Origin of the sequence: Sphingobacterium puteale, assembly GCF_050986225.1 — a bacterium.
GTDB lineage: Bacteria > Bacteroidota > Bacteroidia > Sphingobacteriales > Sphingobacteriaceae > Sphingobacterium > Sphingobacterium puteale.
Genome location: NZ_CP158959.1, coordinates 2082096 through 2104981 on the forward strand (window position 1 = coordinate 2082096; position 22886 = coordinate 2104981).

20 protein-coding genes are annotated in these 22886 nt (G+C 45.6%); 13 read left to right on the forward strand and 7 right to left on the reverse strand.

Translation table 11 applies throughout. The features are described 5' to 3' along the window. Window positions 1-12 precede the first annotated feature (12 nt). The 3 genes from ABTV71_RS08485 to ABTV71_RS08495 are packed head-to-tail and all read right to left on the reverse strand — an operon-like array spanning window position 13 to window position 2411. The gene (locus tag ABTV71_RS08485; RefSeq protein ID WP_433902904.1) at window positions 13-1212 is read right to left on the reverse strand and encodes a hypothetical protein; all 1200 of its coding nucleotides are present in this window, start codon (window positions 1210-1212) and stop codon (window positions 13-15) included. Between the two features lie 9 nt (window positions 1213-1221). Then, window positions 1222-1824: a hypothetical protein gene (locus tag ABTV71_RS08490; protein ID WP_433902905.1), complete on the reverse strand. Its 603-nt coding sequence runs from the start codon at window positions 1822-1824 to the stop codon at window positions 1222-1224. A 23-nt stretch (window positions 1825-1847) separates the two neighbouring features. After that, complete coding sequence (locus ABTV71_RS08495; protein WP_433902906.1) at window positions 1848-2411, reverse strand: RNA polymerase sigma-70 factor; 564 nt, start codon at window positions 2409-2411, stop codon at window positions 1848-1850. Window positions 2412-2600: 189 nt separating this feature from the next. Here ABTV71_RS08495 and ABTV71_RS08500 point away from each other — a divergent pair, with 189 nt between their 5' ends. Both ABTV71_RS08500 and ABTV71_RS08505 read left to right on the forward strand, forming a co-directional pair. Continuing rightward, on the forward strand, window positions 2601-3488 hold the full coding sequence (locus tag ABTV71_RS08500) for a sensor histidine kinase (RefSeq protein ID WP_433902907.1): 888 nt from the start codon (window positions 2601-2603) through the stop codon (window positions 3486-3488). Between the two features lie 69 nt (window positions 3489-3557). Continuing rightward, complete coding sequence (locus ABTV71_RS08505) at window positions 3558-4484, forward strand: hypothetical protein (protein ID WP_433902908.1); 927 nt, start codon at window positions 3558-3560, stop codon at window positions 4482-4484. A 61-nt stretch (window positions 4485-4545) separates the two neighbouring features. On the opposite strand, the gene ABTV71_RS08510 is transcribed toward ABTV71_RS08505, so the two are convergent. Next, the gene (locus ABTV71_RS08510; protein ID WP_433902909.1) at window positions 4546-5241 is read right to left on the reverse strand and encodes a hypothetical protein; all 696 of its coding nucleotides are present in this window, start codon (window positions 5239-5241) and stop codon (window positions 4546-4548) included. Next, complete coding sequence (locus ABTV71_RS08515) at window positions 5222-6031, reverse strand: metallophosphoesterase family protein (RefSeq protein ID WP_121126038.1); 810 nt, start codon at window positions 6029-6031, stop codon at window positions 5222-5224. Before ABTV71_RS08515 ends, ABTV71_RS08510 begins: the two co-directional genes overlap by 20 nt. 290 nt (window positions 6032-6321) lie before the next feature. Here ABTV71_RS08515 and ABTV71_RS08520 point away from each other — a divergent pair, with 290 nt between their 5' ends. The 7 genes from ABTV71_RS08520 to nagA all read left to right on the forward strand — a co-directional run bounded on the left by ABTV71_RS08520 (window position 6322) and on the right by nagA (window position 17737). Next, window positions 6322-9405 carry a SusC/RagA family TonB-linked outer membrane protein gene (locus tag ABTV71_RS08520; RefSeq protein WP_433902910.1) on the forward strand — a complete coding sequence of 1028 codons (3084 nt, stop codon included), beginning with the start codon at window positions 6322-6324 and terminating at the stop codon, window positions 9403-9405. Window positions 9406-9417: 12 nt separating this feature from the next. Further along, window positions 9418-10965: a SusD/RagB family nutrient-binding outer membrane lipoprotein gene (locus ABTV71_RS08525; protein ID WP_121126036.1), complete on the forward strand. Its 1548-nt coding sequence runs from the start codon at window positions 9418-9420 to the stop codon at window positions 10963-10965. Window positions 10966-11241: 276 nt separating this feature from the next. Further along, window positions 11242-13008: an alpha/beta hydrolase family protein gene (locus ABTV71_RS08530; RefSeq protein WP_433903701.1), complete on the forward strand. Its 1767-nt coding sequence runs from the start codon at window positions 11242-11244 to the stop codon at window positions 13006-13008. Between the two features lie 5 nt (window positions 13009-13013). Continuing rightward, on the forward strand, window positions 13014-14438 hold the full coding sequence (locus ABTV71_RS08535) for a Gfo/Idh/MocA family protein (RefSeq protein ID WP_433902911.1): 1425 nt from the start codon (window positions 13014-13016) through the stop codon (window positions 14436-14438). A gap of 39 nt (window positions 14439-14477) precedes the next feature. Continuing rightward, a complete protein-coding gene (locus ABTV71_RS08540) occupies window positions 14478-15212 on the forward strand; it encodes a glucosamine-6-phosphate deaminase (RefSeq protein ID WP_433902912.1) in 735 nt (244 codons plus the stop codon). Window positions 15213-15222: 10 nt separating this feature from the next. After that, the gene (locus ABTV71_RS08545; RefSeq protein WP_433902913.1) at window positions 15223-16536 is read left to right on the forward strand and encodes a sugar MFS transporter; all 1314 of its coding nucleotides are present in this window, start codon (window positions 15223-15225) and stop codon (window positions 16534-16536) included. A gap of 1 nt (window position 16537) precedes the next feature. Next, entirely contained in the window at window positions 16538-17737 is a 1200-nt protein-coding gene (gene nagA, locus ABTV71_RS08550) for an N-acetylglucosamine-6-phosphate deacetylase (RefSeq protein WP_433902914.1), read from the forward strand. 3 nt (window positions 17738-17740) lie between these two features. Here nagA and ABTV71_RS08555 read toward each other — a convergent pair whose 3' ends face one another. After that, complete coding sequence (locus ABTV71_RS08555; RefSeq protein WP_433902915.1) at window positions 17741-18760, reverse strand: LacI family DNA-binding transcriptional regulator; 1020 nt, start codon at window positions 18758-18760, stop codon at window positions 17741-17743. A 351-nt stretch (window positions 18761-19111) separates the two neighbouring features. Next, on the reverse strand, window positions 19112-19969 hold the full coding sequence (locus ABTV71_RS08560) for an AraC family transcriptional regulator (RefSeq protein ID WP_121126029.1): 858 nt from the start codon (window positions 19967-19969) through the stop codon (window positions 19112-19114). Between the two features lie 415 nt (window positions 19970-20384). Here ABTV71_RS08560 and ABTV71_RS08565 point away from each other — a divergent pair, with 415 nt between their 5' ends. The 4 genes from ABTV71_RS08565 to ABTV71_RS08580 all read left to right on the forward strand — a co-directional run bounded on the left by ABTV71_RS08565 (window position 20385) and on the right by ABTV71_RS08580 (window position 22879). Further along, window positions 20385-21401: a zinc-binding alcohol dehydrogenase family protein gene (locus ABTV71_RS08565; protein ID WP_121126028.1), complete on the forward strand. Its 1017-nt coding sequence runs from the start codon at window positions 20385-20387 to the stop codon at window positions 21399-21401. A gap of 94 nt (window positions 21402-21495) precedes the next feature. Beyond that, a complete protein-coding gene (locus ABTV71_RS08570; RefSeq protein WP_433902916.1) occupies window positions 21496-21954 on the forward strand; it encodes a hypothetical protein in 459 nt (152 codons plus the stop codon). Window positions 21955-22019: 65 nt separating this feature from the next. Further along, the gene (locus tag ABTV71_RS08575; RefSeq protein WP_433902917.1) at window positions 22020-22397 is read left to right on the forward strand and encodes a hypothetical protein; all 378 of its coding nucleotides are present in this window, start codon (window positions 22020-22022) and stop codon (window positions 22395-22397) included. Window positions 22398-22717: 320 nt separating this feature from the next. Further along, a complete protein-coding gene (locus ABTV71_RS08580) occupies window positions 22718-22879 on the forward strand; it encodes a hypothetical protein (protein ID WP_433902918.1) in 162 nt (53 codons plus the stop codon). Window positions 22880-22886: the final 7 nt, after the last annotated feature.

The following is a 22886-nucleotide window of genomic DNA, read 5'->3' on the forward strand; positions in this document are numbered from 1 at the left end:
GGGATAGAGCTCTTATTTTAAATAATCCATCCGTACGATAAAATTGGTGTTATTGGGAAGCTTAAGTCCTTTCGAAATTTCTTTCGTTTGTAAATCATATTTCCAGACACGGTGCTGGTCATTTGAGCCATCTATGGCAAAATACACGTACTTTCCATCTGTCCATACGTTTTCTTTTTGGGTACCTTTATCCAAGGGAATCTGGATTTTCTCTATAGAACCGGATTGTAGATCGACCAACCTGTATTCAAACTGATAGACAGCATGAAAATTGGAGAAATCGGTATAAAGCTTCTTTTGTTCGTTGCGGATAATTGCCTTTCCGTTGCCAACATACCAGATCCCATAGGCGTGATTTCCGATTGATCTGGAAATATTGATCATGTAGTCCTGGTCAACGAGCAGCTGACCTTTTCTTTTTCTAAAGATAGCTGTTGGTAATTTGGGGTTATTTCCCAGTGCTATGCCAGGATTAGTCATAAAATAATAATCACCTTCTTCGTCTTTAAAACTATAGGATTGTATGATATTGAAGCCGCCGGGATAAGTTGAACGTGTTTCTATCTGAATATTTTTAAGTTTAAAACTATCGTATTTTATGGTGGCGTAATAGGTTGTGTCAGATGTTGTATGCCCATACTTCCCCGTGGATTTAAAGAAGGAGTAGGCCAGCCAAAGATCGTCGTTTTCAATATTCACAAGCCCTAGGTGCAGCGCGCTATATTCCTTATTGGCAAAGGGGAGAACAATCGTATCTTGTTTCACGACTTTCATCCCCGCAACATTAATCTGATATAGTCTAGCTTGCGGTGTTCTATTTTCGGCATCCTCTCGGCAGACGGCAATTAGGTTGTCGTCATCTTTCCAGGTAATGGTTTCAAAATCACGGTTTTTTAATTGTATACTGTCTACAAGGACAAAGGATGAACCCTGTAATTGGTATTTTGTAAAGACACTCGTCTGACTCGATAATCGATAAAAGAAGCCATTTTTGTAGATATATTCCCTCTCTTGAATACGCGAACTGGACAGTGGAATCTGAAAGATAGGGCGTCCGTCGTCATCTAAACTTTCGGTAAACAATAAGCTGGTGGGGTTTTCGTCTTTATTGTACAGACAAAAGACAAAGTTGGGGTCTATATTTTTTTCTGAAATTTGTGTACATGAAAAAATGAAAATTACAAGGAAAAACAACACTAGTAATCGCTTCATACTTGTCAATTAAATGCTTTGAAATTGTTCCCTGATTTTAATTTGCATATTGTATGGTAAAAAAGCAAGATCACTTTTTTGAAATGCTACAATTTTACCAAAATCTGGAGAATTCGATACAAAATACTCTCTTCCGGCTTTAAATACCAATTTGTTGTGATGACTATCCAAAAGTTCAAAATCCCGTTTAGGTTTTATGATAAAGTCACCGGAGAATGCCAGTTTTTTATTGACCAAATCAATATTGGCCATACTATTTTTACTTAACTGCACATCGTAATAATCTTCGGTGAAGAACTTACTATTTTCAGCAGATGTATTGGTAAAGGTATGATTATCCAAAGCAGGATTGGAAAAATAGAAAATAGAAAAACCGATCACTAAAATAACCGCTGCTGCTGCTGCAATTTTGCGCCATTTTATTTTGCCGTTTTGTGTAGCATCCGCCGTGATCTTATTCCACATGGACGATCCAACTTCTTCATTTACTTGAGTGCTTTCGGTGATACTGTCCCAGGAATCATTGTTCAACCATTTCTCAACTAAATGCCTATCAGCCTCAGAACATTGACCTGAAGCATATTTTTTTAGTATATTTTGGTTGATTTCCATCTGTTTTGATAATTCGGATACATTCAAAAGTACAAAAAAGTAAGCAATAGAAATCTAGTAATATTGATATTGCAATACTTTTTAAGTCTCATCTTAATAACTGATAATGCCTTGCTGATATGATATTCGACCGCTCTTTCCGAAATTAGTAAGTTTGTTGCGATTTCTTTATTGGTCAATCCCTCGTCACGGCTCAGTTTATATACATTTTTACATTGTCTTGGCAACGATTCAACTGCATCATCCAGATGATTTTTAAGTTCTTTGTAATAGAGATTGGTATCTTCGTACAATTCAGTTTTACTGCTTGACAGCGATTCATGGTGCCGTTGCTTAATACCCTTATTCCTTAAAAATTCCAGTGATTTTAATTTCACCGAGCGCAAAAGATAGCGTTCTGCATCCTGTAACTGAAGATCAGCTCTTCTTTCCCATAGGGATTTAAAAACATCTTGGACAATCTCTTTGGCATCATCTTCATCGCCAATGCTTTTTAATGCGAAAGAATACATTCTCTTCCAATACAATTGGAAAAACTCCTCAAATTGCCTTTTGTTGAGTGCTATTTTATGTACTGAGTTTTTCAAAGCGAACAAATATACGTTCTATTTAGACTTATTACAAATAAAAAAAACGGTTGATTAAAGACCTACGGTCTAAGATTCTATTCCTGAGTATATGTTTAATTATTCTGGTGCTAATTTTTTAATTATAATTTTATTCGGTAGTTTTGGCGGCTGTTAAACCATACTATTATTTTCTTATTACTCTTTATTGTGGATAATCAAACTATTATTACACTGCTTATTGTCGGAATTGTTATCAGCAAAACACTTATCGGTGTACTGATTTACTTTTTGATTCGAAAAAACCGTCTGCTGAAATTCGAGCAGTTCAAGCTAGCCGCGGCCAACACTGCTCTGCATGAACAGGCCCAACGTATCCGGCATTATAATGAGGAACTTAAAATAGCGGAGAATTTTAAAACAAAGGTCCTGTCAATAGCATCACACGATCTACGCGCGCCATTTGCGTCGGTCGAGGTGCTATTGACGATCAACGATATTTCTTTAATCGAGAAGGAAGATCTCAGCCTGATTTTTACAAATTTGAAGGGGCAGGTTGCCCGATCCCGGAAGATGCTCGAAGAGGTGTTGCGCTGGACAGATGCCCAGTTGCGGGACAAACTTGAGAATACCGAAACCTGTAATATACTTGATCAAATAAATGACCTATTGGAAATGTATCGCCTAGAACTTCAAAAATCCAAGATGCTGGTTTTAAATACTGTGGACCGAAACTTTTCGGTCGATATACATAAAGAAATATTTTGTTTCGTGGTTAGAAATGTCATCAGCAACGCAACTAAATATGGGCGGACAGGCGGGAAGATACAGATCCTACTGAGGGATAATACGGTCGATCATTGGGAACTGACCATTATAAATGATGGTGATGAATTGTCTCCGGAAGTTCTTTATCATCTAAATTTTGTCAATAGTTGGGAACGTAAAAAAGCTGAAAATAAGAACGGTGCTGGATTGGGTATTTCCCTCTGTAGAGATCTCCTGAAGCGAATTAACGGAAGTCTGCAATTTGCGAACAGCAGTGGTGAGGGTGTTTCCGTAAAATTGATGTTTCCCCGTAAGCGTATAGGTGCATAACGCGAAAGAAATTGGACCGTCCAAAACATTTTAGTGCACATATTGTTGTAAATGCAGGGTATGGCCAGAATGATGAAAATATTTCTTTTAAGAATAAGACCTTTTCTTGTATTGCCTTTTCTGCTTTTGACCGGCTGTTCAACGTTGATCAACAATGTTCAGGTGCAGACACTGACAAAGAACTACTGTGCACCGAACGTAGCCTACGGATCAATTCCCGTACAAACAATTTCAGCTGCTGACAGTACCAGGCTCAGAGCTGTTTTTTCTTACCATGATTTTGTATTGGTCAAATACCTCAACCTTTGGCCACATATCATCGGTTATCTGGACAATTCCGGTAATCCCACGGTGAAGCTGGCGGCAAAACAAAAGGTGAACGACAGATACATGCTTTTTGAGACCGAATTGAATGCCATTGCGGCGGAACTGGACTGCAATGGAGAGCGCATTGATAAGCTCGCAGGCTACATGGACGAATTGAATTCGAATACACAGACCCGACTGACAGTGGCCTCTATTCTTTTGGGGGCTGTCACGGCGGTTACCGCAACGATTGTCAAAAATGATAAGCTCAATAATGGCTTGAGTATCGCCGGTGGGGTAGGCACAGCGGTTTTGGGATTTATGACCTTAAATCCCAAAGGAAAAAAGGTGAGTATGCATCTGACGCGCAATCTGCTCCAAAGCATCTGGTTTCAGAACAACCATGCGCAATTCTATCCAGCTTCGATATGGGGGATATTATCGGAAAAAGGGTTTAGTAACTCCGAAAATCTGTCGCTGGTAGAGACCACCCGGCAACGCTGGTTAAAATATGGCCTCGACGATCAGCAGGGCAGTCCTCTGGAAAAACTTTATTTTAGGGAGGGCGGCGTCTTTACGGCGGCGGAACTGCATGATCTGGCCAATATGCACAATGAACTGCAGGCAACCATACGGTCCGTACAACAGGATATGCGGAGTCTGATGCAGACCCTCAGTACACTGGACTGAGCTGTCGGTCTGTCGACACTGCTTTTGCGCTTTTTTGACTTTCTATTTTAGTTTGACGCCCCTATTTCCGTCTGATCTGCAATTTGACACCCAGGGCAAGCCCAATATAGTCATCAAATTTTAGGTATTTATTCTGAATACCACTGACCAGATACAGATCACTGGTATGTAGGTCATAATAAAATTTTATTCCTTCAAAATAGGAGGAATTGGATTTTAATTTATAGCTGAAGTCTTGGCCAACAAAAATATTGATGCGTAGCCTGGTAGAGAACCTATAATAACTGTTCGGATATTTGTCGGGCTCCTTGTACCAGAACTGTTTGCCCAGCGTTGTGTTGAGGTAAACCCCGGTGCGCAGCGGATGGTAGCTGATCTGCTCATGCAGCTGTACTTTAAAAGGCGTATAGGTCTGACGCAGGGTTAAGGTGAGCTTGGCACGGTCGGTATCATATTTTGGAACATAACCCATTAAAAAGTCCGTCGACCACTGTTTCTGCCGACCATAATCCCAGCCCGCACCTGCCGAAAATAAACCGATGGATCCAGCATACTGAACCAAGTAACTGGAGGGTACAAGGCTGAAGGCCGCTTTTTTGAGTTCTTTGGTTTTGTTGCGTCCCGTAGGTGTTCTGCTGTCGGAGCCCGAAATCATGTCATACTCCCCGGCGAGTGTCTGGGCTGTCGTGATCGTGGAAAAGAAAAGGGAAACAAACGCGAGGAGTGATGTGCGTGCTTTAATAGGAAACAAGTTCATGAGCATAGTGATCCTTGGTGATTGTAAAAATTAGAAATTGGCGTTTGCCGATGTTGGGAGTGCCATAATAAATGATGCCGTCCTTGAAAATATCATCTTTCTGGTAAATATGGTCATGACCATTATTGCAGTAAAGCAGGTTAGGGTACTGTTTAATGCTGTATTGAAAGACAGAAGCCACATTGTTGTTGAACTGATCGGACATAGGCCTGGCATGCATGATCACTACACTCTGCTCAAAACGCTCTTTATCCGTCTGGCGCTCATGCTCAATAAATGAAAAATCAGGCACCGGTGTGGAATAATCCGATTCCAAGGCGTTTGTATTTAAGCATAGAAATTTTGTTTTTCCGGCTATAAAGCTATAATTAGGGCTGCCAAATACCTGTTGAAAAATCTCTTCCCCATTCGCCAGACAGTCGTGGTTGCCAAGCAACGCGACGTAAGGCTGTTTCAGTTTATCCAGAATATCGCGCTGCCATAGAAATTCTTTGGTAAGCCCAAAGTCACTGAGGTCACCGCCATGAATGATAAAGTCTATATCATTTCGAAGGTTGACTATTTTTACAAAATCGTCAAGTTCGTCATGCCATCGCTGCGAGTCGCTGATAAAAGCGTATCTTATGGTATCTCGATCGGCATAATCATGTTCTATTTTTGCGATATTTTCAGTGTTAATATGCTGCCTCCCATCGATTTTTCCAGAATAGGGATGGACATCAAACATGTCGCAGCCTTGGATAAGAAAGAGGACGAAGAATAATGCGATGTATGTGCAATTTTTTTTCATGTGAATGCTGTTATTGACTTTTTGAACTCAAAAGTAAGTTTTAAACCCTGACCTCACTTTTTTACGGATTATTATTACCTCAATATGATATTACACGACATTGCATTAACATAAACTCATTCATTTTTTTTCTTTTTTTTATGGGTATATGTGTACATATACCTTCCATTTACGATAACGTTACCGCTACTTTATCCGGTAAATCAGTTGGATTTCTGTTCGTTAAGGTCTTTCTTTGGACTATAACGCAATTAAATAAACTCAAAATCTTACCTAAAAATGGATAAATTATGATAGTTCATATCCACAGTAATCGCAGAGTTGCCATTGGCACGACGCTGGGCTGTCTCTTCCTCTGGACAGGCATTGCCGCCGCGCAGACGACAACCATCAAAGGAAAGGTCAGCAGCACTACGGACCAAACTGCCCTGGTAGGTGCCACGGTTAGCAACCTGATGAACAAACTGGCTACAAAGACCGACAAACAGGGGAATTTTAGTATTAGCGCCAACGCAGGGGATAAACTCAAGATTTCGCTGCTCGGTTTTGAGACCATTGAAATCGCTGTTCCCGCCACGGGAGACCTCCAGGTCACGCTCGAAACGGAAAGCCAGCAGATGGAAGAGGTCGTCGTCACTGCACTGGGCATCAAGCGGCAGGTCCGGGGACTGACTTATGCGACACAACAATTGGATGGTGCCACGGTCAACAATGCCCGTGACAATAGTGGTAATGTGCTGAGCAGCCTGACGGGGAAAGTCGCCGGTGCTGTGGTCACCACCGCAGCAACAGGGCCTGGGGCATCTGCCAGGGTGGTTCTCCGCGGCAACAAATCTATTACGGGCAACAACAATGCGCTTATTGTGGTGGATGGTGTGCCCTACGATAATTCCAGTGCGCAGCAGGCCAGCGGCACCACCTACAATTATGGTACAAGTGATGGGGCAGCGAATATCAATCCCGATGATATTGAATCTATTAATGTGCTCAAAGGCCCTTCGGCAGCAGCGCTTTATGGAAGCAGGGCCGCAAACGGTGCCATTCTTATTACCACAAAACAGGGCAGAGCGGGGCGGTACCAAATTGACTACAACGGCAGCGCATCCCTGGACCAGGTCAACCTGCTGAGTAGATTCCAGAATAGCTATGGCCGTGGAAATGGGGGTGTCACGGGAACCAATGTTGGTGAAAGCTGGGGTCCCCAGGGCAGGACTTACAAAAATAATGTCCGTGATTTTTTTGAAAATGCAGCTACCTTTAACAACAGTGTCAGTACCTATGGTGGTACCGAAAAGGTCCAGGGCTACGTTTCCTACACCAACAATAAGATCGGCGGCATCATTCCGGGCAACGATCTCAAACGGAACAGCCTCAACCTGCGTGTCAATACGGAGCTGATCCCTAAGCTGAAAACCGATGTTAAGCTCAACTATGTCAACCAGCAGATCGACAACCGACCCCGACTGGGTGATATGGGAATCCCCGTGGAAGTCTATGTAATGCCAAGGGATATGGATAAGGCTGAACTACAGGATTATGAAACCATCGATCCCGTCACCGGCGAGCCACAACGGAAATATTGGTCTGGTTCTGCCGTCTACGACAACCCTTACTGGAGTACCAACCGTACCTCGGTCAATGAAGTTCGGGACCGCATCACCGCCATGGGCTCGGCAACCTACCAATTGACGGACTGGTTAAATGTCATGGGGCGGTTCAGTTATGATAAATACATCGATAAGACAGACGGTTCTTTCTATGCGGGTACAGTGTCCATAGGGGATGTCCGTCCCGGCGGTAAATATTTTGAAACGCATGCACGCTACCAGGAACGCAACTTTGATCTCTTATTTAATGGAAAGAATTCGATCAGTGAAGCCGTTAAAATCACTTACAACGTTGGCGCAAGTTCGTTAGACCGACGGTATTCCAGCTTTCAGAATATGGCCAATGGGTTATCCATTCCCAATGAATTTAGCCTAAAGATGGCCACAACGCCTGAATTTTTGCTTATCAATGGCTATCAGCGCCGCCTCAATTCGATTTATGGAAGTGCGCAGCTAGCTTTTTTTGACAATATTTTTCTGGATATGACAGCAAGAAACGACTGGACCTCGACCTTGAAGTCACCGCACAGTTACTTTTATCCTTCAATCGGTGTATCTGCGATCTTTAACGAATGGCTCAAATTACCGGCTTGGGTCAGCTATGGCAAGCTGCGTGCCTCCTATACGCAGGTGGGCAATGACCCGGATCCTTATCTGCTCCAGCAGCTGTATTCTTTTGGCCTTGGTGCAGGAAAGGGCTTTATCTCACGCTCACCGATAAAAATGATCCCCGAACTGAAGCCGGAGCTGACAAAATCCTATGAAACAGGGCTGGATATGAAATTCTTTGCCAACAGACTGGGGTTTGACCTGACCTTGTACAAAAGTAATACGATCAACCAGCTGCTGACCCTTGGTCTGCCCATGGCGAGTGGTTATAGCCGGCAGTACATCAATGCCGGAAATATCGAAAACAGGGGAATCGAGGTCCAGCTGACCGCATCGCCCCTGAAAAAAGAAAATCTGGAATGGCAGACCACTGTCAACTTTGCCGCCAACACCAACAAGGTGATAGAATTGCACGAAAAAACAAAACGTGCGACGATCACAGAAAATACCAAATATGCTTCGGTGGTGGTTAATGAAGGGGAGCGATACGGTGATCTGTATGGCTATAAATGGAAAGTGGACGGGCAGACTGGCAAATATGTGGTGGACAATAGTGGCCTGCCCGTGGTTGAGGCCAATCAAAAACTGGGTAATTTTAATCCAAAGGCTTTATTGGGCTGGTCCAATTCAGTGCGGTACAAAAATTTCACGGTCAATGCTCTGATTGATACCCGTATCGGTGGTGAGATCGTATCGGGAACCTCGGCTTACCTGGCGGCTTTTGGTGTGGCGGATTATACCGCTGATTACCGCGATGGGGGGCTGGTGCTGGATGCCGTGGATGCCTCTGGTGCCGCCAATACCAAGGCCATCACGGCACAGCAGCTCTGGACCCGCGTATCGCAAAATGGCCGTGATGCCTGGGGTGAATTCTTTACCTATGACATGACCAATGTACGCTTGCGTGAACTGTCTGTCAGTTATAAGTTTAACCTCAAGAACACAGCAGCGATCAAAAGTGCGCAGCTGATGTTGACGGGCCGCAACCTATTTTTCTTTTACCGCGGAAAATCTAAGCTGGATATTCCGGGCATAGGCAAAACGGATAATCCTATCGATCCGGAAGCAGCGCTTGGCGCCGGTAATTTTCAGGGAGTCGAAGTGGGCCTGCCGCCTACAGTGCGCTCCTTTGGGCTGAATGTGAAGTTAACTTTTTAAATCCGTGAGAAAATGAAAAAGAGCACGATATATACCTCGCTATTAGCATTAAGCTTGCTGTCCTGTACCAAAGACTTTCAGGATGTCAATACTGATCCCAATAATATCACGGTGATCACACAGCGTGAATTGCCTTTTATGTTTGCCAAGGCCCAGTCTTCGGCTGCAATGAACAGATCTTTTTACCAGACAGTACAAAACCTGGGCGCAGATTTATATGCCCAGTATTTTGCACTTACCACGAATTCCTTCAGCACGGACCGCTATCTGCTGACGCCGGACTGGCAGCGCCGGTTCTGGACTGTTGTCTATGTGGATACGGCACCTCAGCTCAAAAGTATTCTTGAAAATACCGATCCCAAATCTGGGGAGGCTGCATTGGCCAATATTATGTGGGTCTATGCCTTCCATCGCCTGACAGACCATTTTGGACCGATCCCGTATTTCGGGGCTGCCGAAGCCAATGATGTCATTCCCTACGATCCCATGGATAAGATCTATGCGGATTTCTTTGAAAGACTGACGGTTGCAGTGGCCAATTTAAAGGCGCTGCCTGCGGGGACGAAGATTTTTCAGGGCTACGACCTGATTTTTGACGGGGATACCGATCGTTGGACCCGTTTTGCCAACTCACTCCGTCTGCGACTGGCCCTGCGCATTGCTAAGGTCGATGCGGGTAAAGCAAAAACCGAAGCGGAGGCCGCTGTTGCAGCAGGATTAATGTCAAACAATACCCACAATGCCAGCATGCTCAAATCTTTATCGGGCAATGATACCAACGGACTGGCCCAGGTCGCCGTATGGAATGAGTTTTCCATGAGCTCCACCATAGCCTCTTATTTAAAAGGCTATGCCGATCCGAGGCTAGGTATTTATTTTCAGCCCAGTTATACCGGAAAAGCATTTAATAGCGTCCGTAATGGTGCCACGGCAACCGACCTCGGCAATGTACGCAACCAGTCGGGGTCCAATTCGAATGTGGGTACATACTGGGTACGCTACAATGGTGCAGCCATTGAAGGCAATTTCACGCAGAACTTTCATGTGATGTGTGCCGCTGAATCTTTTTTCCTTCGTGCAGAAGGAGCGTTAAATGGTTGGAACATGGGGGGCGAGGCCCGGCAGCTGTACGAAGAGGGTATAAAAACCAGTATGGAGCAATGGGGGGTAACAGAATCTGCTCAGATCAACAGCTACGTGCTATCGGATCGTGTACCAGCAGCTCCGGGTGACTACCACAATTCAGCTGCAGTCGCCAGTATTCCTGTCAGATGGGCGGCAAGTCCGGCTGAACAGCGGGAGCAGATCGGTATACAGAAGTGGCTAGCCATATACCCCAATGGCATGGAAGCCTGGGCTGAATACCGGCGTACCGGATTCCCTAAAATGTATCCGCTGATCCAATCGGATAACGCGGATCTGCCTGTAGGGACGTTTATCAAGCGATTACCTTATCCATTGACTGAAGCGACGGACAATCTGACTGAACTTAACAAGGGACGCGCTCTGCTTGGCGGCACCGACAATGCTGCAACAAAACTCTGGTGGGATGTGGATTAATTTGGGTAAATTAAAATGATAGACTTCAAAATAGGGCTGATATCTTTAGGCATATTTATGGGATTAAATTCGAACATACAAGCACAACAACAGCCGGCATTACCTCGTGTGCTGGCGATGCCGGCAGAAATAGACCCGTTAAGGGTCGGGTTGGAGGACCGGGTGGAACAGCTAATGGCAGGACTGGATCATCACACTACGGCAGATCCGCAGGAAATTATCCGGACGGTGAGAAACAACCTGAAGCTGGACGGATACGCCGTACCGCCACTGGATATGCAGCTTATTTCTTCGATTGAAAAGGGTAGCTACAGCATCCATACCCTGGTGTTCCAGAGCCTGCCCGGGGTATATGTGCCGGCAAGCTTATATGTGCCCAAGGGAAAGGGACCCTTTCCGGCGATACTGAACAGCCATGGGCATTGGCCTCCGGGACGGCGCAGTGAAATTGTCCAGCGAACAGCGCATATGCTGGCATCCAATGGCTATGTATGCCTATGCATTGATGCCATGGGCTCGGGCGAGCGCGGCCGCGGGCATCAGCATGAATATCATGGGGCCAACCTGGGTTCGGCGCTGCTTGATCTGGGCACGCCCCTGATGGGGATGCAACTGCTCGAGAATAGCCGTGCGATCGACCTACTCTGCGATCTGCCTGAGGTGGATCCCGAAAGGATAGGAGCTACCGGAGCAAGTGGTGGCGGCAATCAGACCATGTGGCTGGCTGCCATGGATCCTCGGGTCAAAGCAGCTGTCCCCGTCGTTAGCGTCGGTACCTTCCGCGCCTATATCATGAACAGCAACTGTGTCTGTGAACTCCATCCAAATGGATTGCTACATTTTGAAGAAGGGCAACTTTTGCAGGCAATGGCTCCCAAAGCAATCAAAATTATTACGGCACTCCGCGATGGTAATGCGGCCTTTAATGCGCAGCAGATGCTCAAATCTTTTCGCATTGCGAAGCGCGCTTATGAGCAGCAGGGGGTAGCGGAACGGCTCGACTATGAACTCTTTGATGAGCCGCATAGCTTTACCGAAGAAATGAACAGAAGTATGATCAGCTGGTTTGACGGGGTGTTTGCTATGCAGCGCAGGGGAGATAATCACCGGGTTTCCGACTTCCAGCCTTTGGATACCAATGCGCTGGCTGTATTGAAACAAGGGAGCAAGAGAGCTGGGATCCTCAGTATCCCAGCATTTGTCAGTCGAGAATTCAGCCGCGTAGAATCGCAGATAGCCACCTCGCCGCTGGACGAAGATGCATATAAAAAACAACTGCAAAAAATGGCCCTGATCGACACTGCTGACCACTTATTCCACGTGCAGTCGCTGGAGCCGCAGCAGGGCTGGAATCGGGTTATTCTGGAGCATGCCGCTGGGCAATTGATTCCGTTGTTGATCAGTCCGCCCCAGGCAGTGACGAATGCTATGCATGTCTACTTTCCCTCAAAAGGTAAACAAGAGGCGCCATTGTCGGAAATTGACGCTCTACGGAGTAAAGGCGAGGGTGTTGTGCTGGTAGATCTATACGGGCTTGGCGAGCGCACCTCCATGAACGCTGATCAAATTGATGGCGCCCTGCCACGCTTTCATACGTTATCGCGCTCCCTGCTCTGGACGGGCAGCAACATGATGGGAATCTGGGCAGCTGAAATCGGGCTTATCAACAACTATCTGCAACAGGAATATAGTAGCTACAAACGGCTGCTTGTTGCTGATCGTGAGACCGCCATCGCTGCATTGATCGGCAATGTGCTGGCTGACACCGGACAGCCCTTGTTGCTGCGGCAGATGCCTGTCAGTTATCTGCCGGACGAGAGCGGTGTACTGGACAGCTACAATATGGCGATTCATATGCAGGGTATACTCCGCTGGGGTGATATCCCGATGCTACTGGCCCTCAACAAACAACAGACCAGTATCGAGGGACTCTATCATCTGAACGGTAAATTGTGTGAACAGTCCGAAAAACAGCAGTTACAGGACAAAGTACAGGGTTATAAAAAGCAATTGAGTAACGAAGGAGTACTCCTTATCAACTAAATACTATGGGAACAAATCGAAGATCATTTTTAAAACTGTCAGGATTGGCTGGCATTGGATTGATGACTGGCTGTACGCAGGAAAATAAGGCTCCGACAACGGCCAAACTGGATCATATCAGACTGGAAGCCACAAAAAAATACAGTTCTACCTTTAATATGTCGGGCTATGCAGCTCCAAAAATACCCACGGTACGGGTCGGCTTTATCGGTGTTGGTAATAGGGGATCAGCTGCGGTAGAGCGTTTGAGCCAGATCGAGGGTGTAGCTATCAACGGTATCTGTGATGTACGGCCTGAGAAAGCTGCTGAAGCCAAAGGCCGGATCAAAACTGGCGGCCACCCTGCGCAGCTTTATACTGAAAATGCAGCACACTGGAAAAAAATGTGTGAACAGGCGGATTATGATCTAGTCTATATTGCCACGCACTGGCAACTGCACGCTGAGATGGCCATCTATGCGATGGAACAGGGGAAACATGTTGCCCTGGAAATCCCTGCAGCGACGAGCGTAGAAGATTGCTGGCGACTGGTACAGACTTCGGAGAAAACCAAAAAGCATTGCGTCATGCTCGAAAACTGCTGCTATGATTACTTTGAACTCCTGACCTTAAACCTCGCCCGGCATGGATTTTTTGGCGATATCGTTCATTGTGAGGGCGCTTATATCCACGATATCCTAGAGAGCTTTTTCGATGCTGAAAAGCGCTTTGATTTCTGGCGGCTTAAGGAGAATGCAGCACGCAACGGCAATCTATACCCTACACATGGTCTGGGACCAGTCTGTCAGGTGCTGAAAGTAAACCGTGGAAATAAGATGGAATATATGAGCTCCATGTCTTCCAAAGATTTTATGCTCCAGCAAAAAGCGAAGGACATGGCAGCGAAAGATAAACAGTTTGAAGTCTATGCGGAAAAACCGCTTCGCGGAAATATGAATATATCCAATATACTGACCCATAGTGGCAGTACAATCATGCTGCAGCACGATGTGAGTTCGCCTAGACCTTATTCGCGTCTCCATCTGATCAGTGGCACCAAAGCTTTTGCGCAGAAATATCCACTTCCGGGCAAGATCGCCATCGGCCATGCCGACTTTCTGTCAAGCGAAGAGATGGTCAAGCTGGAGCAGCAATATACCCCAGGGATAGTCAAAAGGATCGGGGAACTGGCCAAACAGATCGGGGGCCATGGCGGCATGGATTTTATGATGGACTGGCGCCTGATCGATTGCCTGCGCAATGGCCTACCGATGGACATGGATGTCTATGATGCGGCCAGCTGGAGTGTCATCGGTCCCTTGAGTGAATGGTCCGTCGCCAATGGGTCCCAACCCATTGAAGTGCCCGATTTTACCTGTGGCAACTGGAAAAATAATAAAGTACATGATATTGACCTTGCAGCAGCAGAGACCCAAGCTGCCCTATCATAAGTTAAATTGAACGAAAACAACGCTATAAAATCAAGAAACGTGAACATTAGAACATTTAAAACCCGGGAAGAACTCGGAGTACATGCAGGAACTGCAGGAATTGAAGCTATCCAAGCCGCCATTGCGGAAAAAGGCGAAGCCAACATTATCCTGGCGACTGGACAGAGCCAGTTTGAAACTCTTGAAACCTTAGTGTCCAGTGATTCCATCGACTGGAGCAAGGTACGCATGTTTCACCTGGACGAATATATCGGTATGCCGATCAGTCATAAGGCCAGCTTCCGAAAATACCTGACCGAGCGTTTCGTGAATCAGGTAGGACCGTTAAAAGAAGTGGTACTGATCAACGGAGAGGAGGATCCGGCCGCGGAATGTATACGTCTGCATAACAAGATCAAAGCGCATCCGATCGATGTTGCCTTTGTGGGAATCGGGGAGAACGGTCATCTGGCTTTCAATGATCCACCCGCCGATTTTGACGTCAAAGAGGCCTATCTATTGGTCAACCTGGATGAACAGTGTCGACGTCAGCAGTTGGGGGAAGGCTGGTTTGGTTCACTGACGGAAGTGCCCTTGCAAGCCATCAGTATGTCTATCCAGCAGATTCTATCGGCCCGGAAAATTATCTGTGCTGTACCGGACGGGCGCAAGGCACAGGCGGTAAAAAACTGTCTGACAAAACCGATTTCCAACCTGAATCCAGCCAGCATATTGCAGCAGCACAGCGACTGCACCTGCTACCTGGACGCAGAATCAGCATCACTTTTAGACTAATTGGAATCATATGACAGCACCAGCACCCGATCGGAAAACCACTTGGGTATCCATAGGCATCATAGGAACGATGTTTTTTATCTTTGGATTTGTATCCTGGATCAATGCCATCCTTATTCCGTATTTTAAAATCGCCTGTGAACTGAGTAATTTCCAGTCATACCTCGTTGCTTTTGCATTTTATATTTCCTATCTGCTGATGTCGATGCCATCCTCTTATCTGCTAAAAAAAATAGGCTACAAGAACGGAATTATGGTGGGCTTCTGGATTATGGCCCTGGGGGCGTTTTTATTTGTTCCCGCGGCTTATAACCGGGCCTATCCGATCTTTTTGCTGGGGCTATTCACCTTGGGAAGTGGTCTGGCGCTGCTACAGACAGTGGCCAATCTTTATATTACGCTGATCGGCGAAAAGGAGCGGGCGGCGCAACGCATCAGTATCATGGGTATCTGCAATAAGGGCGCCGGAATACTGGCCCCCTTACTCTTTTCCTATGTCATTCTGCGGCCCCAGGACAATGAGCTCTTTAAGCAGTTGCCCCATATGGCGGATGCTGCACGTACCCTGGCTCTGGATGAATTGATATTACGTGTTGTCGGCCCTTACACCGTGGTTGGTATCATCTTGTTTCTGATCGGAGTACTGGTCAAATTCTCTATCCTTCCTGAACTCGACCAACAGCAGGGGACAGCGGAAAATAATAAGGGTGGCAACAAAAGTGTTTTACAATATCCGCACCTGATCTTGGGGGCTGTGGCCATATTTCTGCATGTCGGCACCCAGGTCATTGCAATTGATACGATCATAAACTATGCTGGTGTGATGGGGCTATCGCTGCTGGAAGCCAAAGCGCTGCCCTCTTACACATTGACAGCAACAATACTGGGCTATCTGTCCGGAATTGTACTGATCCCCAAGGTTTTTAGTCAGCGGACAATGCTGCGTTTCTGTACGGTTTTTGGACTGATTTTGTCTATCTTGGTGGTGACGACACAGGGGCATGTGGTGCTCTTTCAAATGGACCTGGATATCTCCATCTGGTTTATTGTGCTGATCGGGTTTCCGAATGCACTGATCTGGGCAGGTATCTGGCCGTTGGCACTGGAGGGGCTTGGCCCACTGGCCAAGCAGGGGTCAGCCCTATTGATCATGGGGCTCTGCGGGAATGCGCTACTACCGCTGCTCTATGGGGTACTGGCGGATGCCATTGATCCTAAATCGGCCTATTGGATACTGACACCCTGTTTTTTATATCTGGTATTTTATGCCTTTAAAGGACACCGGATCCAGCGATGGACCGGACAAAAGAAAATAACAACTTAATATGCGGATCATTACGAATGCCAATATTATCATGCCTGACCACGTGATTGCGGGCGGAACACTATGGATTGCCGATGGGAAAATAGTAGCCATTAAGGCGGGCTATGTAGCCAGAGAAGCAGTCGATGCTGCCTGGTCGACTGCTGAATGGATGGATGCGCAAGGCTTTTATCTGGCACCGGGATTTATCGATATTCATGTACATGGCGGTGGCGGTGCAGATTTTATGGACAATACCGTGCCGGCATTTCTGACGGTTGCCGAAACACATCTGCGCCATGGTACCACCGCCATGCTGCCCACAACCTTGACCAGTGAACCTGAAGAACTGCTGGAGCTTTTTTCGGTTTATGAGCTGGCACGCGGGCGAAACACTTTTGGTAGCCGTTTTCTGGGCCTGCATTTAGAGGGTCCGTATTTTGCGATGAACCAACGTGGGGCACAGGATCCAAAATACATCCGCAATCCTGATCCGAAGGAATATTTGCCCATCCTCGAGCGTTATCACCCGATTATCAGCCGTTGGAGTGCCGCACCGGAATTGCCCGGCGCGCTGGACTTTGGACGTGCCGTACGCAAGTATGGCATTCTGCTGGCCCTGGCACATACCGATGCGGTATATGAAGAGATCCTGCCTGCAGTGGAGGTGGGCTATCGTCTGGCCACGCACTTTTATTCGGGGATGTCCGGTATGACGCGCCGCAATGCCCACCGTTATGCCGGAGCCATTGAAAGTTGTTTTCTTCTCGACCAGATCGACGTAGAGATTATTGCCGATGGGGTCCATTTGCCTGAACCTTTCCTGCGGCTGATCCATAAAGTGAAGGGCACGGACAAAATGATCCTGATTACCGACGCAATGCGTGCCGCAGGCATGCCCGAAGGGAAAAGTGTGCTCGGAAGCCTGCGTAGAGGGACCGAAGTGATTGTGGAGGAAGGGGTAGCTAAATTGCTTGACCGCTCTTCCTTTGCGGGCAGTGTGGCTACGGCAGACCGCCTGCTCCGGACGATGATTAATCAGGGGGGCGTGAGCCTGTCAGAGGCAGTAAAAATGATGACGGTCAATCCGGCGCGCCTGCTTGGACTAGATCATCAGATCGGATCGATAGCAGTAGGCATGGATGCGGATATCGTGCTTTTTGATGATCATATCAATATCCAGCACAGCCTGATCGGAGGTGAACTGCGGTATAGCAAATAAAGACTAGCCACTCGTCCGTCTAGTCGAATCCCTTTGGATCAGCTTTCCGGGCAGTATGATGTCCTGAACTTCAAAATCCCGATTTTTGATATGACGGATCAGCAGCGCACAGCTTCTTCGGCCGATCTCCATGGCAGGTTCTTCGATGGTGCTTAAATTTGGCTCGACTACAACGGCGATGGGATCGTTTGTGAATCCGATGACACCAATGTCCCGGCCCACCCAAAGTCCCCGCTGTTTGATGGTCAGGATAGCACCTACAGCTTTGCGGTCATTGGCAGCGAAGATGGCGTCCGGAGGATCAGGAAGAGCAAGCAGTTGCTGCGTATCTGCAGCACCATGTGCCTGTGAGAAGCCGGAGAATACAATGAGCTGTTTATCTACGGGCATATCATGTTGCTCCAATGCCCGAAGGTAGCCGCTTAGGCGCTGCTGGGTAAACTGCAAACTTTCGGGACCGGCAATGTGGGCAATACGACGGTAGCCCTGCTGGATCAGGTATTCGGTGGCCTGCATGGCACCGTCGAAATCATCCTGAACAACTTTTGAAGCGTGGATATCGCGGGGTACCCGGTCGAAGAACACGATGGGCATTCCTTTGGCCATGAGCTGCTCGAAATGCGCATTGGTCGATGAGTCGGAAGAGATCGAAATCAGAAGCCCATCTAAACTGCTTGTCGAAAGATTTTCCAGGAGCGTTTGCTCACGCGCTACATTATCGTTCGTCACATACAGTATGACATTATAGTCACGTTCATAGGCTTCCTCCTGGATACCTGAAATCACCATGGAAAAATAGTAATTGGTGATAAAGGGGATAATCACGCCAATATTTTTTGTTGAACCGGAAGCAAGCGCCGACGCATTTTTGTTGGGTTTAAAATTCAGTTTCTTGGCAAGTGCCAGTACCTTTTTTCGGGTTTCAGGGTTGACATCATGTGTATCCCGAAAAGCCCGTGAAACCGTTGATACCGAAATTTGGAGCATCCGGGCGATATCCTTGATGCCTAAAGGGTTCTTCATAGTGTTAGATAGGTTTAACCAAATTTAGGATACAAAATACTAAAAACTATCGAAATAAGCAGGATCTCTCTAGCTATAAATGACAACTTTATTGTTAGTTCATTTGAGGGGTTCTTCTTTTCGGAGATGTACCTTGACTGTATATTAATCCTGTTTTTGTAAATGTCCCCTATGTGACTTCTTGTTGTTTTGGTGGGCCTACAAGGATGGCTCTGTTTACCAGTACCGCTTAAGAGGGCTTAAGGAAAGCGGAACTGGAGACTTATCCTGATAGTGGGAAGATCTTCTGGTTTAAGAATCTCGCATGCGAGTAGAAAAAGCTCATGATCTGAATCTAGCGAAATCCCTTTGTTATATGAATAATCTACTTTTATAGTCGGATGGCGTAGTGCCTTTGATGGATTTAAAAAATTTATTAAAGTTGGGTAAAGAATTGAATCCACAGGCATAAGCAATATGGGTGATCTGGTTTTCGTCTTGGCCCAAAAGTCTGCAGGCTTCTTGTATACGGACTTCATTTACGAACTGCGAAAAGGTTTTTTTTGTACGTGCTTTAAAAAACCGGCAGAATGCGGGTTTTGTCAAGTTAGCTAACCTAGCCGCTTCTTCTAACGAAATGTTCTTTTCGAAGTTTTTAAAAACGTAATCGTAAACATTATCAATGGCCTCACCATAATTCTTTAAAGGACTAATAAGATAGGGTTCACTGTGTAGCAAAGTATACTCATCTGTATCAAGAAGAATTGCTAAGGACTCAAATAAACAGGCTGTTTTTTGAATGTCGGATGCCACAAGCATTTTTCGGAGCAACTTTTTTAGTTTACTTTTTGTATTGCCATACAATAACATCCCTTGCTTAGATCTGGCTAAGAATGTCTTGAGAGCTGTATTGTCGAATAACGACGAGCACAGTGAGCTGATAGCATCGGGATGGAAAAATAGAGATAAGGATTCGGGGACTGGGCTGTTTATACCCAGTTTTTTTTCATGGTACCAAACGTGAGGAAGGCCCGGTCCAATAAATGTTAGCTCGTCAGCTTCAAAATCATCGAATTGATTTCCTATGTATCTGCTGCCATTCCCTTCAATAATGTGAGTCAATTGGCATTCATTATGAAAATGATATGCTCCGGAAAATTGATTCTCTTTTCGGATTTCAAAAATACGGTGCTTATAATTTTCAAGCGCTTTAGCATAAACTGGCCTCATGGATTCTAAGATATTTTAATGGAGCGTCCAGCGATGTGAACTCCAAGCTGATTAATGATTTGACACCTTAATCAAAAGACGGGATATAAATCCAGTAGGCCATGTAATAAATGCTTAAAATCATGTAAAAAATTATTCTTCACGATAAAATTGAGTCGTCTTTTAAGTTCTCATTTTAGGCTGATAAAGCTTTAGGAAGATATTGTCGATTTTGTGAAAGTTTTGGTCGATAAAGTGGTTTTTATTCAAAGAGATTACTTCTAATTTTGCTAGTTAGATAAAACGAACCAATAGAAAAAGAAGGCATTTTATGTACTTTTGGTTGCCACGCCTGTGTCGTCGCAAAGTAGGGAGATACCTAAAAAGCATGAATCAATAATATCTGACTTAAAAAAACAAAATATCCATCAAGGGAATGAAAGCGATAAAAATTATAAAAGAAGGTCTTGTACAAAGCGTTGAGTTGCCACGACCTGATTTGCGGGTGGGGCATGTGTTGCTCAAAATAGATTATGTGGGGTTTTGTGGATCTGACCTCAACACCTTTCGGGGACTGAACCCGCTTGTCAGATTGCCCATTATTCCCGGCCACGAAATTGCGGGGACGGTAGTCGAAATAGGAGCGGATGTAGCACCTGAAATTCAAATGGGTATGCGGGTCACCGTAAATCCATATTCCAATTGCGGACGTTGTGCCGCATGTAAAAATAATAAACCCAATGCCTGTCAATTCAATGAAACCATGGGTGTGCAACGTGATGGTGCTATGGCGGCTTATATAGCGGTACCGTATGAAAAGGTAATCCCCGGAGACGGCCTGTCGGCAAAGGAGCTGGCACTTGTCGAACCGATGAGTGTGGGCTTTCATGCCGTAGATAGGGCATCGGTAACCGACAATGACGTAGTATTGGTCTTGGGATGTGGCATGATCGGTATAGGGGCAATAATTCGGGCCGTCAGACGTGGAGCTTCGGTTATCGCTGCAGACGTAAGCGAAAGTAAGCTTGCTCTGGCCAGACGTCTTGGCGCAAAATTCAGTATCAATACAGCTGCGGAAGATCTAAAGCAGCGACTGGATGAGCTGACCAACTTCATGGGCGCAGATGTCGTCATTGAGGCGGTCGGTAGACAGGAAACCTATCTGGCGGCAATTGATGCCGTGACGTTTACTGGAAGGGTGGTCTTTATTGGCTATGCAAAGGAGCCGATTCCTTTTGATACACAGTTTTTTGTGAAAAAGGAACTGGATATTATGGGGTCAAGGAACGCATTGCCAAAAGACTTTGAAGCGGTGATGGATTATTTAAAATCAGGAACCTGCCCAGTGGACCAACTGATTACCGCTGTCTGCACTCCTGACGGGGCACATGCTGCTCTTAACGCCTGGGTGAAAGATCCAGGAAGTGTGTTCCGGATACTGGTCAAATTCTAATCAAAAATATATTCTGAAAATGGAAGGTAGATTAAGCCAATCCTTTGGGAAATATCACAGATAGAAGTCCGAAGGAAATAGTAATTAGGTCCTAATGAAAACAAAGCTAATGATCGCTGTTTGTGTAGGTGTTTTTTTACACAATTTATATGCGCAAAATCCCAATTCGAAAGCACTGGATCTGAAAAATACCTATGTCATCGAAAAGACAGACAGTAAAGCAGAAATTGTTCGTAAAGCAGTGCATTTAATCCCGAATGATAGGCAATACCAAGCGCTCAAGGATGAATTTATAGCATTTATCCATTTTGGTCCCAATACATTTACCGAAATGTATTGGGGACGCGGAAAGGAAGATCCGGCAATATTTGACCTCAAAGAGTTAGACGCAGATCAATGGTATACGGCAATACGGCAAAACATCACGATGGTTTTGTCCTCTGGCAGAACCGTTATACCAAACATGGTATTATGTCTACAGGTTTTCAGCAAGAGCATGGGATACCTGATCGTCGCTTTTGAATACATGGACAGCCCTAAATCAATCCTTTAGGACGAATGCTAAAATAATTGTAGCTCAAATGGCAACAATTATTATATTTGCTACATTGTCAACTCATGAAAGCGAAACAATTCATATGGATCTTACTGCCTTTGATGCTCCTACAAAGCTTCTCAACTGTATGGATATGGACCGTTTTTCAGATCAATAGGGATTATATAGCCAAGTATAAATGTGTCAACCGCTTTAACGGACAAGCCCTTTCCTGTAGAGGGCAATGTATATTGATGAAAAAGATGCGTGAGCACGAAGAAAAGGAACAAAAAAACCTTGAAACACGCATTATTGATGTTGTCTTTATCAACAATCCCCTGAATTGTATCTTCGAAACTTCGGTGTACGACGAAGCTGCTGCAACACGCGCTTTTCCGCAAGTGAACGAAGAATATGCTTACAGCCCTATCTTTTCTATTTTTCGCCCACCGCTCGTTTAATTTCTTTTTAAGGAATTTGCCGGATAAATCCATTACCTTTTTATACCAATGAGGCAATTCCTATGTGTTTTCCTTTTAGGGATGACTTTTCCATAGTTTTCCGTGGCATTTATTCCCCCCCCCGATGTATGTTTGGAGGGCGATTGGGAGACCAGTTGTCTGCTTCGGATCAGTAAGCTTGAATATCGAATTGTCTGATCTACTGTAGCAATACGGCTGGGAAAACTGATTTATACCGTTTTAAACAAAATTAAAAAAGAGAGCGAAATGAAAACTAGAATAAATATGGGAGGATCAAACGCCGTACACCCGAATGGATCATGAATATAATTCTCGATCCTGCGACCATGCTTGACAAAGATCCGGATGCTAGGGCACTGCGTAAAGGGTGTGCTTCTCCAATGATAAGTCTGGGCTTGCAGCAAGAAGAAGCGCGCACAATTTTGGAATACCTCCGTGAGCGGAATAGTGTGACAAAGTGATAAATTG

Excerpts from the sequence above, each read along its gene's own strand:
- ABTV71_RS08545 (WP_433902913.1), top strand. The coding sequence starts at position 15,223 with ATGACAGCACCAGCACCCGATCGGAAAACCACTTGGGTATCCATAGGC.
- ABTV71_RS08515 (WP_121126038.1), bottom strand. The coding sequence starts at position 6,031 with ATGAAAAAAAATTGCACATACATCGCATTATTCTTCGTCCTCTTTCTT.
- nagA (WP_433902914.1), top strand. The coding sequence starts at position 16,538 with ATGCGGATCATTACGAATGCCAATATTATCATGCCTGACCACGTGATT.
- ABTV71_RS08520 (WP_433902910.1), top strand. The coding sequence starts at position 6,322 with ATGATAGTTCATATCCACAGTAATCGCAGAGTTGCCATTGGCACGACG.
- ABTV71_RS08565 (WP_121126028.1), top strand. The coding sequence starts at position 20,385 with ATGAAAGCGATAAAAATTATAAAAGAAGGTCTTGTACAAAGCGTTGAG.
- ABTV71_RS08535 (WP_433902911.1), top strand. The coding sequence starts at position 13,014 with ATGGGAACAAATCGAAGATCATTTTTAAAACTGTCAGGATTGGCTGGC.
- ABTV71_RS08570 (WP_433902916.1), top strand. The coding sequence starts at position 21,496 with ATGAAAACAAAGCTAATGATCGCTGTTTGTGTAGGTGTTTTTTTACAC.
- ABTV71_RS08525 (WP_121126036.1), top strand. The coding sequence starts at position 9,418 with ATGAAAAAGAGCACGATATATACCTCGCTATTAGCATTAAGCTTGCTG.
- ABTV71_RS08505 (WP_433902908.1), top strand. The coding sequence starts at position 3,558 with ATGATGAAAATATTTCTTTTAAGAATAAGACCTTTTCTTGTATTGCCT.
- ABTV71_RS08580 (WP_433902918.1), top strand. The coding sequence starts at position 22,718 with ATGAATATAATTCTCGATCCTGCGACCATGCTTGACAAAGATCCGGAT.
- ABTV71_RS08510 (WP_433902909.1), bottom strand. The coding sequence starts at position 5,241 with ATGAACTTGTTTCCTATTAAAGCACGCACATCACTCCTCGCGTTTGTT.
- ABTV71_RS08575 (WP_433902917.1), top strand. The coding sequence starts at position 22,020 with ATGAAAGCGAAACAATTCATATGGATCTTACTGCCTTTGATGCTCCTA.
- ABTV71_RS08490 (WP_433902905.1), bottom strand. The coding sequence starts at position 1,824 with ATGGAAATCAACCAAAATATACTAAAAAAATATGCTTCAGGTCAATGT.
- ABTV71_RS08485 (WP_433902904.1), bottom strand. The coding sequence starts at position 1,212 with ATGAAGCGATTACTAGTGTTGTTTTTCCTTGTAATTTTCATTTTTTCA.
- ABTV71_RS08530 (WP_433903701.1), top strand. The coding sequence starts at position 11,242 with ATGCAGCTTATTTCTTCGATTGAAAAGGGTAGCTACAGCATCCATACC.
- ABTV71_RS08555 (WP_433902915.1), bottom strand. The coding sequence starts at position 18,760 with ATGAAGAACCCTTTAGGCATCAAGGATATCGCCCGGATGCTCCAAATT.
- ABTV71_RS08560 (WP_121126029.1), bottom strand. The coding sequence starts at position 19,969 with ATGAGGCCAGTTTATGCTAAAGCGCTTGAAAATTATAAGCACCGTATT.